The organism is Paraburkholderia sp. BL21I4N1 (assembly GCF_002973525.1).
Lineage (GTDB): Bacteria > Pseudomonadota > Gammaproteobacteria > Burkholderiales > Burkholderiaceae > Paraburkholderia.
The window spans coordinates 620621-636700 of the sequence record NZ_PVEN01000001.1 but is presented as its reverse complement, the minus strand read 5'-3'; the positions used below and the strand labels follow the sequence as shown (position 1 = coordinate 636700).

Below are 16080 nucleotides of genomic sequence, written 5' to 3'. Positions count from 1 at the left end.
ATCCGTATGCGCCGGCGGCGAGCATGCTGCCTGTTGCGTGCTGCCTCGGCGCGCTGGGTTGCAAACGCGTCAGTCGACCATCCACGTATCTTTGGTGCCGCCTCCCTGCGACGAATTGACGACGAGCGAGCCCTCCTGCAACGCGACCCGCGTGAGGCCGCCAGCGACCATGTTGACGGTTTTGCCGGACAGCACGAACGGCCGCAGGTCGATATGGCGCGGCGCGATGCCGGCTTCGACGAAGGTCGGACACGCGGACAGCGCAAGCGTGGGTTGCGCGATATACCCGGCCGGCCGCGCGATCAGCCGCTCGCGGAACGACTCGATTTCGGCTTTCGTCGAGGCCGGTCCAACCAGCATTCCGTAGCCGCCCGCGCCGTGCACTTCCTTGACCACCAGCTCGGGAAGATGCGCGAGCGTGTACGCCAGATCGTCCGGCTTGCGGCACTGAAACGTGGGGACGTTGTTGAGGATCGGCTTTTCGCCGAGATAAAACTCGATCATTTCCGGCACGTACGGATAGATCGATTTGTCGTCGGCGATGCCGGTGCCCATCGCATTCGCCAGCGCGACGCGGCCCGCGCGATACGCGGTCAGCAAACCCGGCACGCCCAGCGCCGAATCGTTGCGGAACGCGAGCGGATCGAGAAAGTCGTCGTCGACGCGGCGATAGATCACGTCGACGCGTTTCGGCCCCTGCGTGGTGCGCATGAACACGTAGTTGTCGTCGACGAACAGGTCTTTGCCTTCCACCAGTTCCACGCCCATCTGCTGCGCGAGGAAGGTGTGCTCGAAATACGCCGAGTTATACATGCCGGGCGTGAGCACCACCACGACCGGATCGTCGACGCCTTCCGGCGCCACCGAACGCAACGTATCGAGCAACAGATCCGGGTAATGCGCGACCGGCGCAATGCGGTTCTGCACGAACAGCTCGGGGAACAGCCGCATCATCATCTTGCGGTTTTCGAGCATGTAGGAGACGCCCGACGGCACGCGCAGATTATCTTCGAGCACGTAGAACTCGCCCTCGTCGCCCGCGCGCACCACGTCGACGCCCGCAATATGCGCGTAAACACCGAGCGGTACGTTCACGCCCTGCATCTCGGGCCGGTATTGCGCGTTGGTGTAGACCTGCTCGGCCGGCACGATGCCGGCGCGCACGATGTTGCGGTCGTGATAGACGTCGTGGATAAACAGATTGAGCGCCTGCACGCGCTGGCGCAAACCGGCTTCCAGCGTTTGCCATTCGCCGCGCGGAATGATGCGCGGAATCAGGTCGAAAGGGATCAGCCGCTCGGTGCCTGACAGGTCGCCGTTCACCGCGAAGGTGATGCCGACCCGGCGAAACAGCAGGTCGGCTTCCGCACGCTTGCGTGCGATCGCCTCGTTGCCCTGCTTCACCAGCCACCGCTCAAAGCGCGCGTAGTGTGGCCGCACGGCATCGTCATGATGACGCATCTCGTCATAGCATCGCATGTCACGCCCCGCTCTTGTTGTCGGATAGAAGGCGAATGCGCTGCGCATTCGGTGTTCGACAATCGATCAAGCAAGCGCTATGCCATTGAGCTTATTGCGTGCAAAACGACGACACGTGCACGCTAACAGCGCATCCCGGCCGGCATGGCGTCGCTATCATCGTACTGCGGTGGCCCATGATGCGCTAGTACGGTGCACCCGCAGCAACGCGGTGCGTGGCGTGCGCGATTCGCGAACCGTCACGCACGCCCATGAAAAAATCCCCGTGGGTTCGCACCCACGGGGATTCGGACAACTTGCACCGCGAAACGGCTCAAGCGTTAACGATTGTCAAACCACCGAAGGTTCGACTCTTTAACGCATGAAACTCGCTCAGCCTGCAGCAGCGTCTTTCAGCTTCTTCAGCGGACGTGCCTTGATGCGCACGCTAGCCGGCTTGGCCGGGAACCAGCGCTCTTCGCCCGAGAACGGGTCTTTGCCGAAGCGCTTCTTCTTCGCCGGCACAGCTTGCACGACGATCTTCAGAAGACCCGACAGCGTGAATTCACCAGCGCCCTTCTTGTGCACTGCGCCGAGGATCGTGTCTTCGAGCGCGGCCAGCACGGCCTTGGCAGTCTTCGGTTCCACCGCGGCGCGTTCAGCGACGTGTGCAGCCAGCGAGGCCTTCGTGAAGGTGTCCTTGATCGGCGACGGAGCGCTGGACGCCTTCACGGCGACCTTCTTAGCTGCGACGGCTTTCTTCGCAGGAACTTTCTTTGCAGCAACCTTCTTGGCGGGTACCGGGGCAGCAGCCTTCTTGGCCACCTTTTTTGCGGAAGTCGGCATGTTTCTCCTACCTGTTGTGGTCAGTGAATAGCACGAAGCGCACACGGTATGTGCACGCTTCAACGCCGGATTCTACAAGCGCTAATACGATTTGCGCGACTCTTTTGTGTATAACGCCCAAGGTTTGTTGCGCGGCGCAGACTGCGAAACGCGTTTTGATGCTTGTTTTAGCGGGTAAACGTGCGTCGACGGGGTCGACAACACCAACTCGTAACGCACGTTACAAGCCGTTTCGATGCATGCATAGCGGCCTGTTTCGCGTCGGCCGGGTTGCGCGCGAGCGTCGATCCGGCGCGGCAGAACGGCAAAAGATAGCTACCAGAAGCACTCGTTACGCCTCGTCACGCAGCGGAAAAAACACGCCCCCAGCAACGAAATACGCTGCAGGGGGCGGCTAAATTTGATCTGCGACAGAAAATCGCAGACGGTTTCGACGCGCGATTACTGCCGGCTGACGTGTTTCAGATCGTGCTCGCTTTCCTTCACGTGCGCCCAGTATTCGTCGTCGTTGCGCGCCATGCCGAGTTCGCCGTTGCGATACGCGATCGCCAGCGCGAGGTTGGCTTCGGGTAACTCCGCATTGGCTGCACGCGTGAGCCATTGCAGCGCCAACGCGTCGTCGTGCGGCAGCGTCGTGCCGAAGCGATACTCGTTGGCGAGCTGGAATTGCGCGAGCGGCAGTCCGGCTTGCGCCGCCCGCGTCAGCCAATGAATCGCCAGCGAATTGTCACGCGCGACACCGTAGCCGTTGCGGTAAAGCGTTGCGAGATCGTAGGCAGCCTGGGCGTCGAGCGGTTCGCGCAACGCCGCCGGCGCGAGCCAGCGGCGGCTTTCCGCAAAGTCCGGCGCGATGCCGGGCAAGCCACGCAGCAGCAGATGGCCGAGCGTGGCTTGCGCGTTTGGCGCGCCGTCGAGCGCAAGTTGGCGGTACGTCTCGACACCTTCGCGACGCTCGTCGAGTTGCGCCGAACTCACCAGCACGTCGGCCAACGCCTCGCGCGCCGCCGCGTTGCCGAACGCCGCCGTCAGCCGCAGCCGCCACACCGGCGAAATCGCATGCGTGGACGCGCCTTGCATCTGCCAGTCGTCGATCTGCGCGTTGGACACGTGAGTGGCCGCCACCGTCGCGAGTGTGCCGCCGCCAATCGCGGCGGCGACGACGGCCGCCGCCATCGTCAAGGAGAAGCGCGCTTTCATTGGTTGAGGTTCACCGAGTAGACCGCGAGCCCCTTGCCGGTACCGTCGTCGGCCTGGATCTGCGCGACGTTGGTCATGCCGTTGGCCTGGGCGAGCGCCGCCAGATTCGGCGCCGCCTTGAACGTCACCGCGCCGGCGGTCGCGACTTTCGTGAAGCGCCAGCTGCGATCGCTGCCGTTGTTCGCCGCCTTGATGGCCTGCACTTTCTTGATGTAGGCGATCAGCACATCGCGGCTCGCATCCGGCGACGCGTAAATCGTCTTGCTGCCGTCGAGACCCGGGAAATTGCCGCCGCCGCTCGCGCGATAGTTATTGGTCGCGACGATAAACGACTGCGTGTCCGAGATCGCGGCACCCTGATATTTCAGGTTGCGGATCCGGCTGCCCACCGCTTGCGTCACGTCGATCTCGTAGCTGAAATCCTTCGACGTGATCATGTCGAAGTTGTAGCCCGGATAGTTGCTGACCAGCGCCTGCGCCGCCGTGTTGGCCGGATCGATCTTGTTGAAGCGCTGGGCGGCGGTTTCGAGCCACGCCTTCAGGTTGGCGCCCGTCACCTTCACCGCGTAGATCGTGTTCGGGTACAGGTAGAGGTCGGCGGCGTTGTTGATCGCCACGTTGCCTTGCGCGACGTCGGTGAAATCGTTGCCGCCGCCAAAGCCGCTCTTGAACGGCGCGCTCACCGACAGCACCGGAATGCCCGCGTATTGCGGCAGATTCGCGTTGATGTAGTCCTGCGTGTACGCCGCCTGCGCCTGGTTGACGATCTCGATGGCCGACACGTCGCCCACGTCGGCGAAGTAGGTGGTCATGCGGAAATCGGTCGCGCCAATCGGCGTTTTCACATAGTTGATGGTCGCCGCGTGTTCCGCCGCGATTGCCTGCGAGATCGACGGATCGACCGCGACGTAGCTGTTATCCGCGTTCTGGATCGAGCGCGCTTCCGCCGTGCTCGAATTGCGATCCACGGTCCACGTGCCGTTCGTGTAGTTCAGTGCGAGCTTGATGACGCCGAGATGCTTACCCCAGAAATTCGCCATCACGGTCGGCACACCGTTGACCGTGCCCTTCACCTTGTCGACGCCCGGCAGATTGAACTGCGAGACCGTGCTGTTCTTGTCGGGGAACACCTGGTGCGAATGGCCGATCAGCATCGCGTCGATGCCCGGCACTTTCGACAGATAGTAGCTGCCGTTTTCCATCGACGGCGAATAGGTCGAGTTGTCGAGCCCGCCGTGCGACATCGCGACAATGATCTGCGCGCCCTTCGCCTTCATTTCCGGCACGTACTTCGACGCGCTTTCCACGAGGCCTTGCGTGTAAACGTTGCCATCGAGCCAGCGTTTATCCCACGCCATGATCGCGGGCGGCGTGAAACCGATCACGCCGATCTTCACCGGCGCGCTGACGGTTTTGCCGTCGGGCGTTTTCGCGGTCAGCGTGCGTTCGAGAATCGTGTACGGCTTGAAGATCGGCTGCTGCGATTTCGCGCCGAGCACATTGGAAAGCACCAACGGAAATTGCGGTCCCGCGCAACTGGCTTGCGACGCCACCGGGCTCATGTTCGGCACGTCGAAGGTGTTGCCGGTGACCTGCGCGAGGAACGGCAGGCCGTAGTTGAATTCGTGATTGCCGATCGTGCCCGCGTCGTACTTCAACAGGTTCATCACCTTGTAGACGCCGAGCGTGGTCTTGCAATCGACCGGCGCGACCTGCGCCTGGTAATCCGCGAGCGCGGTGCCCTGAATCGTGTCGCCGTCGTCGAGCAACATCGTGTTCGGGAATTCCTTGCGCGCCGCCGCGATCAGCGTCGCCGTGCGTTCGAGACCCAGCGACTTGTCCTCGGCCAGCTTGTAGTAGTCGTAGCTGAGCAGATTGGTGTGGATGTCGGTCGTTTCGAGCAACGCGAGCGTCGCGGTCGTGCCGTTCGCCACCGCGGCTTGCGGCGGCGCGGAATCGAGATTGCTGCCGCACGCGCTCAACCCGATCGCGGCCAATGCGCTTAACGCGCCCCATCCACCGAATGCATTGAATGCACGCTTTGCGCCGCGCGTACGCAGCGGTTTTCCTACCGTCGACTTCACTCGCATCCTTACTGCCCTCCGGTTTGTTGTGTTGTTGTGCCGGACTGAGAGACCGGCTTTTCATTACAAACAATTACAGAGGCGCCAGCGTAAGGCCGCTTTGTGACACTGATTTGTATGGCGTTAGATAGGTTTAAGTAATGTTCAAGCTGGCGCGAACGTGTTACCGCGCGAGACGCGGCAGCACGGCGGCAAGCTTCGTGAGCGCGGCGTCGATGTGGTCGACCGCGATACTGCCGTAACCGAAGATCAGCCCCGCCTGCGGCTTCACGCGCAGATAGAAGGGCGCGATTCCGTACACGCCGACCGACACGTCACGCGCCGCGCGGGTCACCGCGTCTTCCGTCAGCGGTGCTTTCAGGCGCGCCGCCATGTGAATGCCGGCGGTCGGCACGATCGGCTCGAACCAGCGCGCGAGGTCGCCATGCAAGTGATCGAGCAGCATCGCGCGACGCGCGGCGTAAGCCTTGTGCGTGCGCCGCAGATGCTTGGCGAAATCGCCGTTGAGCATGAACGTCGCGAGCGCCGTTTGCGTGAGCGTGCAGCCGTGCCCGTCGACGATCTGACGTGCCTTGAGCAGCGGACCGAAGAGCGACGCGGGCGGCACCATGTAACCCACGCGCAGCTCCGGGAAAATGGTCTTCGAAAACGTCCCCACGTAGGCGACCAGTCCCGCGCGATCGAGGCTTTTCAGCGGCTCCATGGGCCGGCCTTCGAAACGGTATTCGCAGTCGTAGTCGTCCTCGATAATTACCGCGCCGCGCTTTTGCGCCCACTCGAGCAACTCGACGCGGCGTTCCAGACTCATCGGCATGCCGAGCGGAAACTGATGCGAGGGCGTCACGTAGACGAGCTTCGCCTTATCCGGCAGCTTGTCGACGATCAGACCTTCACGGTCCACCGGCACCGGCACGACGCGCGCGCCGGTCGCCTTGAAGCAGGCATGCGCGGGCGGATAGCCGGGATCTTCGAGCGCCACGATTTCGCCCGGGCCGAGCACGATGCGCGCGATCAGATCGAGCGCGTGCTGTGCGCCTTGCGTGACGATCACGTCTTCCCAATTGTTCGACACCGCGCGGTTGAACGCGAGGTAGCGCGAGATCGCGAGACGTAGCGCCTCCTCGCCGGCGGCTTCGCGATAGGTGCCGGGACTGCGCGCCTGCGAGCGCAGCGCGTGGTTCACGCAGCGGCGCCAGACGTCGAAGGGGAACAGCGTCTTGTCGGTCGCGCCGCCGATGAAATCGTGCGGCGACGGCACCGTGGGCCGCGGCAACGGCAAGGTCTGCGGCATCGCCTCCCACAGCGGCCGGGCGCGAGCGGCGGTCCGGGTGCCGGCTTTGCTGCGCTCGCGCGCCGCTTCCAGATCGCGTGCCTGCGCGGAGCGCGCCACCGGCAAACGTTCGAGACCCTCGGCGACGAATGTGCCGGAGCCGGCACGAGCGCTCAGATAGCCTTCGGCAAGCAGCCGCTCGAAAACATCGAGCGTGGTTTTGCGCGATACGCCGAGTTGCGTGGCGAGATCGCGCGTGGAGGGCAAGCGCGTGCCGCCGCCGAGACGGCCTTCGAGTATGCCGGCGCGCAACTGGCGATAGATCTGTCCGGACAGATCGTGATGCCCCTCGACGGCGATATGAATGTCCATCCGAATGGTTACCTTGAAGATCCGGTACAGGCTATTTTGAACGACCGGCGATGGCCGTCAGCTTACCTCCGCCGTCGCGCCGCTCATTGCCGCATTCTGAAGGGCGTTCACGCGCGCTTCGTCGGTGCAACGCTGATGTTCGCGCGACAGCTTGCGCATCAGCGGCAACAGCAGTACCGCCACCAGCGCGCCCACCGCCGCGAGCCAGCCGAGGCCGGTAAACAGTTTGGTATAGAGCGGCAACGATTCGAGCGGGTCCAGATTGCCCGCCGGCATCTGCGCGAAATTCGCCACCACGCTGCCCAGATACTGCGACACGCCGGTCGCCACGAAGTAAGCGCCCATCATGAAACCGCTCATCCGCGCCGGCACGTAGCGCGCAACCATCGCGAGGCCGAGGCCGCTCACCAGCAGCTCGCCGAGCGAACACAAACCGTAGCCGCCCACCATGAACCACGACGACACGCGGCCGTTCACCGCATAGTTACCGCTCGCCGCATAGACGAAGAAACCGGCCGCCACCACGGCGAAACCGAACGCGTACTTCACGGCGACCGGCATGTCCTTGCCGTTCTTCGAGAGCTTCGTATAGAGCAACGCGAGCAACGGGCTCAGCAGCATGATCCAGATCGGATTGAGCGCCTGGAATTGCCCGGCGCTCCACGTGAACCATGTCTGGCCGAACAGAATGAAACGCGGATCGACGTTGCGCAGCGCGAACAGCGTGAGCGAGGTCGACATCTGCACATAGAAAACGAAGAACAGAATCACCTGCGCCGTGAGAACCAGCGCGGCCAGCAGACCCGAACGCTCCGAGCGTTCGCACTTCAGCAGCATGTAGCCGAAAATCGCCAGAATCGCGAGACCCGCCGTGTACACGCACGCCACCGCGATCGCCTTGTGCTGCAGCACGAACATCGTCACCGCGCCCAGGGCGAGGCCGCCCAGTGCGACCGCGCCGACGCGCTTCCAGCGCACCGGTTCGGCGTCCGGCGCCGAACCGATGTGCGCGAGCGTGCGGAACATGACGAAGTAATTCACCATCGACAGCAGCATGCCGGCGCAGCAGACCGCGAACGCCGTATGCCAGCCCCAATGGTCCTTGATCCACGGCGTGGCGAGCATCGACACCGTCGAGCCGATGTTGACCGCCATGTAGTAAATCGTGAACGCGCTGTCGATGCGCGCGTCGTCCCCTTCGTAAATGCGGCGCACGAGGTTCGCGGCGTTCGCCTTGAAGAGCCCGTTGCCCACCACGATCACCCCGAGCGACGCGTACATGTACGACAGTTGCTCGTTCGGCAGCGCCAGCATGAAATAGCCGGCCGACAGCACGCCGGCGCCGAATATCATCGTGCGGCGCGCGCCGAGAATCCGGTCGCCGATCCAGCCGCCGATCGACGGCGCCGCGTACACCAGCGCCGTAAACGCACCCCACGTGAGCGTGGCGTGGCTGTCGGTAAAGCCCAGCTTGTCGATCATGAACAGCACCAGCAGTGCGGCCATGCCGTAGTAGCCGAAGCGCTCCCACAGTTCGATCAGAAAGACCGTCGAAAACGAACGGGTCTGCGAGACGCGTGCGCCGGTCGGATTGGATGAAATCATCGTGTACCTCTTGTTCAAACGGTTGCGGCGACGCGCGAACTAGCCGCGCGACGCGAAAAACGGGATCGGGAAAAACGGTCGACGACACACGCGCCATAGGGCCTGCGTGTGCGCGAATTGTCCGAAGCGCGTGGGTACGCTCATGCGCCGATACCGGCAGAAAAACCAGGGAATGGGATAGAGGCCCGCCGGTGGCTCGCACAACGCAGCGCTATCGGGCGGCGGCAGGCTGCGCGCCTGCTGCGGAAAAAATCGGCGGTGATGGTCATGTCCTTAAGCCGGCCGCCGTTCGGATGGAACGCGCCGGACAATGCTCCACCCCGCAGGATCGCTGCGGGCGGAATGTTAAACAGCGGCAGGCTCGCAGGTGAGGGTCGTGCGCACGCCTTTCGCCAGGCGGGCCAGATTCTCCGAATAGAAGCCTCTCGCGTCACTCAGGGAATTCACCTAATCGGAGTCAATGACTCGCCCTTACACGCCAACTGTCTTCACCTCGCCGGCCTGTCCCACCCAAAATAGTCTTTGATGTCATAGGTTTACTTCTCCTGATACTCGCATTGCATAAATGCCTGAATCATCATCTAAAACCGCAACTTTTACCGCCTTCATTGCTTCTTTTTCACAATAATCCGGTCGATTTGGGTCGCGGGTTTTCGGTTCTGGCAACATAGAGTGTTGTTTCCAAAATGCGGGCTCTTGCGTCCCCGGAGGGCTGAACCGGCCCACTGCCCTAGCCGGGACCGCAATCAAACCATATTTACTTATATCAAACAAATTTTGACGGGCTAATTTCCTCCTGCTATGGTCACGACAATTCAAAAAAGCAATCCGGCACTCGAAATCGGCAGCAAGATCCGCGCGCTTCGGCATCGACTCAAGCGCACGTTGGACGACACGGCAACCGCCGCGGGTATTTCCAAACCGTTTCTGTCGCAAGTCGAGCGCGGCCTGGCGTCACCGTCCATCACATCGCTGGCCGGGATTGCTCACGCACTTGGGGTCACGGTGCAGTATTTCGTCGACACACCTAGCGAAGAACGCTCGGTGTGCCGCGGCGAGCAGTTGAAGTTTTTCGGTTTTGCGGACTCGGCCAATCTGTTCGCTCGATTGACCAATCTGACGGGCGGCCGTCAGCTCGAAGCGATCCTCGTGAGGATGCCGCCCGGGCAAAAGCGCTCCGAAGTAACCACGCATGCCGGCGAGGAATTTGTGTATGTAATCGACGGCGAGGTGTCGTTGACGCTGGAAGGCAAGACGTTCGTGTTGCATGCGGGAGACAGCGCGCATTACGAATCGACCGTGCCGCACAGTTGGGTGAACACGGCTCGGGTCGAGTCGGTCGTCGTCTGGGTGGGCACGCCAAGACTGTTTTGAAGGGCAGGCGCCTTTTCCGGTTGATCCGGCCGGGGTTTGCCTGCATTACAACATGCAAGGAATCCTGTATGTCGGACAAACAACAAGGGCCGCCCTGGCCCGAGCACCGCGGATAACCGGGCGCCCCGGCGCCAGCGCGTTCTTCTCTCGACCTTTCCTGCGATCTCAACCGATGAAAACCCCGTTCGTCCTCGCGACGGCGCTGTCCGCGCTCGTCCTGTCGTTTCAGCCCGCCGCCTTTGCCGTCACGGTGCCCGCCGGCGTCACCCTCGCTGCCAGCCAGGAGATGACGCGCCAGGTGCCGGGCGAAACCGAATCGCTCGACCCCGCGCATATCGAATCGTGGACCGGCAATACGATCGGGCTCGACCTGTTCGAGGGTTTGACGCGCATGGACGCGAGCGGTGCGATCGTGCCGGGCGTGGCGGAGTCGTGGACGCGCACCGGGCCGACCACGTGGGTCTTCAAGCTGCGCCACGACGCGCGCTGGAGTAACGGCCAGCCGGTCACGGCGGCGGACTTCGTCTACTCGTGGCAACGCGTGCTCGATCCGAAGACCGGTTCGAAGTACACGGTGCTGGTCGAATTCGTGAAGAACGCCAAGGCGATTCTCGCCGGCAAGATGCCGTTGACGAGCCTCGGTGTGCGCGCCGCCGATCCGTACACGCTCGAAGTCACGACCGAAGTGCCCGCCGCCTTCTTCCCGCAACTGGTTTCCATGGCGACGATGACCCCGGTCAATCGTGCGACGGTGACGAAGTTCGGCGGCGAGTGGACCCGTCCGGGCAACTTCGTGGGCAACGGCGCGTACACGCTGACCGACTGGCAGCCGAGCAACCGTCTGGTGGCGACCAAAAGCCCGACGTACTGGAACGCCAGCAAGGTCGTGATCGCGAAAGTGACCTACCTGCCGATCGAAAACGACGAAACGGCCATGCGCATGTTCCAGGCCGGCCAGTTCGACTACACGTACGCGATTCCGTCGGGCATCTATGCGCAGGTGAGCAAGAGCCAAGGTGATGAGCTGAAAACCGGCCTGCAGATCGCCACATACTTCTACAGCCTGAATAACGACGACCCCGCCTTCAAGGACAAGCGCGTACGCCAGGCCCTGGCGATGGTGCTGGACCGCGACCTGCTGACCAAGCGTCTGACCGCCGACGGCGAAGTACCCATGTATGGCCTGATCGCCAAGGGCACTCAGGGCGCGGGCGTATTCACGCCGGACTGGGCGAGCTGGCCGATGGCCAAGCGCGTCGACTACGCGCGCAACCTGCTGAAGGCCGCCGGCTATTCGGACGCCAAACCGCTTACCTTCACGCTGACCTACAACACCAACGACCTGCACAAGAAGGTCGCGCTGTTCGCCACCTCGGAATGGCGCACCAAGCTCGGCGTCACCGCCAAGCTCGAAAACGTCGAGTTCAAGGTGCTGCTCAAGCAACGCCACGACGGCAAGGTGCAGGCTTCGCGCGACGGCTGGTTCGTCGACTATAACGACGCCAACTCGTTCCTCGATCTGATCCGTTGCAACAGCGTGCAGAACGATCAACACTACTGCAACCCGCAGGTCGACAAGCTGATCGACGAAGGCAACCAGCAGCTCGACGACGCGAAACGCACCGCGCTGCTCACGCAGGCACACGATCTGGCCATGAACGACTACCCGCTGGTCGCGCTCTTCCAGTATTCGGCGGACCGCCTGGTCAAGTCGTATGTGGGCGGCTACAAGCCGACCAACTACCTCGACATGCGCGCCACGCAAGACATGTATCTGATCAAGCACTAAGCGCGGGAGCACCGTCATGCTGGCTTACACGCTGCGCCGCACGCTCTGGGCGATCCCGACGATTCTCGCCGTGATCACCGCGTGCTATCTGCTGCTGCATCTCACCCCGGGCGGCCCGTTCGACACGGAGAAACACCTGTCGGCGGCCGTGATGGCGAACCTCAACGCCAAATATCACCTCGACGAACCGTTGTGGCTGCAGTACCTCCACTACCTCGGTGCGTTGCTGCACGGCGACCTCGGCCCGTCGTTCCGTTACGCCGACTGGACCGTCAACGATCTGGTCTGGAAAGCGTTGCCGGTCAGCCTCGGCGTGGGCGGCGTGTCGGTGCCGATCGCGCTGGTGATCGGCGTCACGCTCGGCACGCTGGCCGCGGTGCGCCGCGATCGTTTCATCGATCACTTCGTGATGGTGCTCGGCAACCTCGGCAACGTGGTGCCGCCGTTCGTGCTCGGCCCGGTGCTGGTGTGGATCTTCGCGATCCTGCTGAAGACCTCCGAAGGCCAGGGCTGGTTGCCGGCCGGCGGCTGGGGTGACGGCGGGTGGCGTTATCGCGTGCTGCCGATCGTGCTGCTCGTCATCATCAACGTCGCCGGGATCGCACGGGTGATGCGCGGCAGCATGATCGAAGTGCTGTCGGGCAACTTCATCCGCACGGCGCGCGCCAAGGGCCTGCCGGGCCGCACGATCGTGTTGCGCCACGCCATGAAGCCCGCGCTGATGCCGGTCGTCTCGCTGCTCGGTTCGATCTGCATCTCCTCGATCACGGCGGCCGTGGTCACCGAGTCGGTGTTCGCGCTGCCGGGTCTCGGCCAACTGGTCGTCAACGGCGCGATCAACCGCGACTACACCCTGGTGCTCGGCCTCGTCGTGTTGACGACCGCCGTCGCCGTGCTGTTCAACCTGCTGGTCGACCTCGCGTATGCGTGGCTCGATCCGCGCATCCGGTACTGATCCATGGCCCGCTCTCTTCAAACGGCTGCCGCGGCGCTCGATCCGCTCGCGGCCATTGTCAATGCACCGCGTTCGCGCGGACCGCTCGCCACCGCCGCCGCGCGCTTCGTGCGCAACCGCGCGGCGTTGACCGGATTCATCGTGCTGCTGCTGGTCGTGATCGCCTGCGTGGTGGGTCCGTGGCTGCTGCCGAACAATCCGATCGACAGCGACTGGAGCGCGATCAGCCTGCCGCCCGCGTGGCAAAACATGCACTGGTTCGGCACCGACGAACTCGGCCGCGACCTGCTCGCGCGTGCGCTGCAAGGCGGGCGCGTGTCGCTCGAAGTCGGCCTGCTCGGCACGCTGGTGTCGGGACTGATCGGCGTCGCGTACGGCGCGACCGCCGGCTATCTGGGCGGCCGCGTCGACGCGGTGATGATGCGGATCGTCGACATGATGTACGCGATCCCCTACATGCTGATCGCGATCCTGATGATGACGCTGTTCGGCCGCGCGTTCTATCTGGTCGTGCTCACCATCAGCGCGTTCTCGTGGCTCGACATGGCGCGCGTGGTGCGCGGCCAGACGCTGTCGCTGCGCTCGCGCGAATTCATCGACGCCGCCCGCGCGATCGGCGTGAGTTCGCGCTCCATCATCTCGCGCCACATCGTGCCGAATCTGTTCGGCGTGGTGGTGGTGTACGCGAGCGTGACCGTGCCCAATATCGTGCTGACCGAATCGGTGCTGTCGTTCCTCGGCCTCGGCGTGCAGGAGCCGATGACGAGCTGGGGCGTGCTGATTCAGGACGGCGCGCAGAAACTCGATTCGATGCCCTGGCTGCTGCTGTGCCCGGCCGTGATGCTGTGCATTACGCTGTATTCCGTGAATTTCGTCGGCGACGGTTTGCGCGACGCGTTCGACCCGAAGGACCGCTGACATGTCGCTACTCGAAGTCAAAGACCTCAGCGTGCGCTTTACGCGCCGCGAAGGCGCACCGGTCGACGCCGTGCAACGCGTGTCGTTCTCGCTCGAAGCCGGCCGCACGCTCGGCATTGTCGGCGAATCGGGCTCCGGCAAGAGCCAGACCGTGATGGCGTTGCTCGGCTTGCTGGCCGGCAACGGCAAGGTATCGGGCAGCGCCACCTATCGCGGCGACAACCTGCTGACCATGAACGAAGCGGCGCTGAACAAGATTCGCGGCGACCGCATCGGCATGATCTTTCAGGACCCGATGACCTCGCTCAATCCGTTCCTGACGATCGAACGGCAAATGACCGAGACGCTGCAGCTGCATCGCAAGATGTCGCGCCGCGAAGCGCGCCGCCGCGCGATCGAAACGCTGGAGTCGGTGCGCATTCCCGACGCCGCGCGCCGCATCGCCATGTATCCGCACGAATTCTCCGGCGGCATGCGACAGCGCGTGATGATTGCGATGGCCCTGCTCTCCGAGCCCGAAATCCTGATCGCCGACGAACCCACCACCGCGCTCGACGTGACCGTGCAGGCACAGATCATCGAACTGCTGCGCGAACTGAACCGCGAACGCGGCACGGCGATCATTCTGATCACGCACGACATGGGCGTGGTAGCCGGTCTGTGCGACGACGTGATGGTGATGTACGCCGGCCAGACCGTCGAACAGGCGAGCGCCGCCGCGCTGTTCGCCGCGCCGACGCATCCGTACACGCTCGGTCTGCTGAACGCGTTGCCGCGTCTGACCGACGACGATGACGACCGGCCGTTGCAAACCATTCCCGGCAATCCGCCGCTGCCCGGTGAAGTCGGCCAGGGCTGCGCATTCGCGCCGCGCTGCGCGTACTGCACCGAGCACTGCCTCGAAGCACGCCCGCCGCTCGCGGCCGTGGAGGGCTATCCGGACGCGCTGCGCGCATGCTTCAAACCGGTCGGCGAAATCCTGGAGGCACAACACGTATGAACGCCACGCCTATCGCAAACCAGGACGCGGCGACGCTGCTGTCCGTGGACAATCTCAAGGTGCAATTCGGCGTGCCGCGCGGCGGCTATCCGTGGTCCGGCAAAGCAACGCTGCGCGCGGTAGACGGCGTCTCGTTCAGCGTGCGGCGCGGCGAAACCGTGGGCCTCGTCGGCGAGTCGGGTTGCGGCAAGTCCACCCTCGCCCGCGCGATCATCGGTCTCGCGCCGGTGGCGAGCGGCAGCGTGCGCTGGCTCGGCGAAGAAACCGTGCAGTCGAACGCGCGCCGCGATACCTCGCGCTTGCGCCAGGACGTGCAGATGATTTTCCAGGACCCGCTCGCGTCGCTCGATCCGCGCATGACGATCGAACAGATCGTCGCGGAACCGCTGCTCACGCACGGCCAGAACGTAGCCCGCGCCGACGTGCAGCGGCGCGTGTTGACCATGCTCGAACGCGTCGGCCTCAATGCGCAGCATCTGCGCCGTTATCCGCATGAGTTTTCCGGCGGCCAGTGTCAGCGCGTCGGCATTGCGCGGGCGCTGATCGGCGAGCCGCAACTGGTGATCTGCGACGAGCCGGTGTCCGCGCTCGACGTGTCGATCCAGGCACAGATCGTTAATCTGCTGCGTGACCTGCAAAGGGAGTTGTCGCTGTCGCTGCTGTTCGTCGCGCACGATCTCGCGGTCGTCAAGGCGATCAGTCACCGCGTACTGGTGATGTATCTCGGCCGTGTGATGGAGTTCGGCGATAAGCGCGACGTCTACAGCGCGCCGCGTCATCCGTACACGCGCGCGTTGCTGTCCGCGGTGCCGGTGCCCGACCCTGCCGTGGAACGCGCGCGGCGTCATCTGCTGTTGCGCGGCGAGATCGCCTCGCCGCTCAGCCCGCCTTCCGGTTGCGCGTTCCGCACGCGCTGTCCGGAAGCAATCGAAGCCTGCGCCTCGGAGATTCCGCAGGCCGTCACGCATGGCGCGAGCGCAACGCGCGTCGCCTGTATTCGCGTGGGGGACGCCTCGAAGTAAGCGTCCTTGAAGTCCTTGCGCTCAGGCAGCGTCTCACGCAGCGCAATAGCACCCCGCTTCTACCGATAAAACCGTATTCCCGGCGCGACGGGCCGTCGCGCCGCTGGATTCGTTCGCCCTGCCATCAGCGGGGCGAGCGATAAGCGTGGACTGGCTAACCGCCAGCCAAAGTAGCACCACAATAATCAGA

The 16080-nt window shown here is 63.6% G+C and carries 13 protein-coding genes; 6 read left to right on the top strand and 7 right to left on the bottom strand.

The genetic code is table 11. The features are described 5' to 3' along the window. Positions 1 to 69: 69 nt before the first annotated feature. The 7 genes from B0G83_RS02685 to B0G83_RS38470 form a co-directional block, all read right to left on the bottom strand. On the bottom strand, positions 70 to 1479 hold the full coding sequence (locus B0G83_RS02685; protein ID WP_105505864.1) for a circularly permuted type 2 ATP-grasp protein: 1410 nt from the start codon (positions 1477 to 1479) through the stop codon (positions 70 to 72). Positions 1480 to 1851: 372 nt separating this feature from the next. Then, on the bottom strand, positions 1852 to 2304 hold the full coding sequence (locus tag B0G83_RS02680; protein WP_035559188.1) for an HU family DNA-binding protein: 453 nt from the start codon (positions 2302 to 2304) through the stop codon (positions 1852 to 1854). A gap of 441 nt (positions 2305 to 2745) precedes the next feature. After that, complete coding sequence (locus B0G83_RS02675) at positions 2746 to 3501, bottom strand: tetratricopeptide repeat protein (RefSeq protein WP_105505863.1); 756 nt, start codon at positions 3499 to 3501, stop codon at positions 2746 to 2748. Beyond that, entirely contained in the window at positions 3498 to 5561 is a 2064-nt protein-coding gene (locus B0G83_RS02670; RefSeq protein ID WP_374954891.1) for a bifunctional 2',3'-cyclic-nucleotide 2'-phosphodiesterase/3'-nucleotidase, read from the bottom strand. Before B0G83_RS02670 ends, B0G83_RS02675 begins: the two co-directional genes overlap by 4 nt. Positions 5562 to 5748: 187 nt before the next feature. After that, a complete protein-coding gene (locus B0G83_RS02665) occupies positions 5749 to 7227 on the bottom strand; it encodes a PLP-dependent aminotransferase family protein (RefSeq protein WP_105505861.1) in 1479 nt (492 codons plus the stop codon). Between the two features lie 57 nt (positions 7228 to 7284). Beyond that, entirely contained in the window at positions 7285 to 8832 is a 1548-nt protein-coding gene (locus B0G83_RS02660; RefSeq protein WP_105505860.1) for a peptide MFS transporter, read from the bottom strand. A gap of 528 nt (positions 8833 to 9360) precedes the next feature. Continuing rightward, complete coding sequence (locus B0G83_RS38470; protein WP_181156668.1) at positions 9361 to 9501, bottom strand: hypothetical protein; 141 nt, start codon at positions 9499 to 9501, stop codon at positions 9361 to 9363. Positions 9502 to 9633: 132 nt separating this feature from the next. Between B0G83_RS38470 and B0G83_RS02655 the strand changes: the two genes are divergently transcribed. From B0G83_RS02655 to B0G83_RS02630, 6 genes are all read left to right on the top strand, one after another. Continuing rightward, positions 9634 to 10206, top strand: a complete 573-nt coding sequence (locus tag B0G83_RS02655) for a cupin domain-containing protein (protein ID WP_035559194.1) — start codon at positions 9634 to 9636, stop codon at positions 10204 to 10206. A 172-nt stretch (positions 10207 to 10378) separates the two neighbouring features. Next, a complete protein-coding gene (locus B0G83_RS02650) occupies positions 10379 to 11995 on the top strand; it encodes a peptide ABC transporter substrate-binding protein (RefSeq protein ID WP_105505859.1) in 1617 nt (538 codons plus the stop codon). A 16-nt stretch (positions 11996 to 12011) separates the two neighbouring features. After that, a complete protein-coding gene (locus tag B0G83_RS02645; RefSeq protein WP_105505858.1) occupies positions 12012 to 12950 on the top strand; it encodes an ABC transporter permease subunit in 939 nt (312 codons plus the stop codon). A gap of 3 nt (positions 12951 to 12953) precedes the next feature. Beyond that, a complete protein-coding gene (locus B0G83_RS02640) occupies positions 12954 to 13868 on the top strand; it encodes an ABC transporter permease (RefSeq protein ID WP_105505857.1) in 915 nt (304 codons plus the stop codon). A 1-nt stretch (position 13869) separates the two neighbouring features. Further along, positions 13870 to 14868, top strand: coding sequence for an ABC transporter ATP-binding protein (locus tag B0G83_RS02635; protein ID WP_105505856.1), 999 nt, complete (start codon positions 13870 to 13872; stop codon positions 14866 to 14868). After that, complete coding sequence (locus tag B0G83_RS02630) at positions 14865 to 15890, top strand: ABC transporter ATP-binding protein (RefSeq protein WP_105505855.1); 1026 nt, start codon at positions 14865 to 14867, stop codon at positions 15888 to 15890. The genes B0G83_RS02635 and B0G83_RS02630 overlap by 4 nt, the downstream gene beginning before the upstream one ends. The last annotated feature ends 190 nt before the right edge of the window (positions 15891 to 16080 follow it).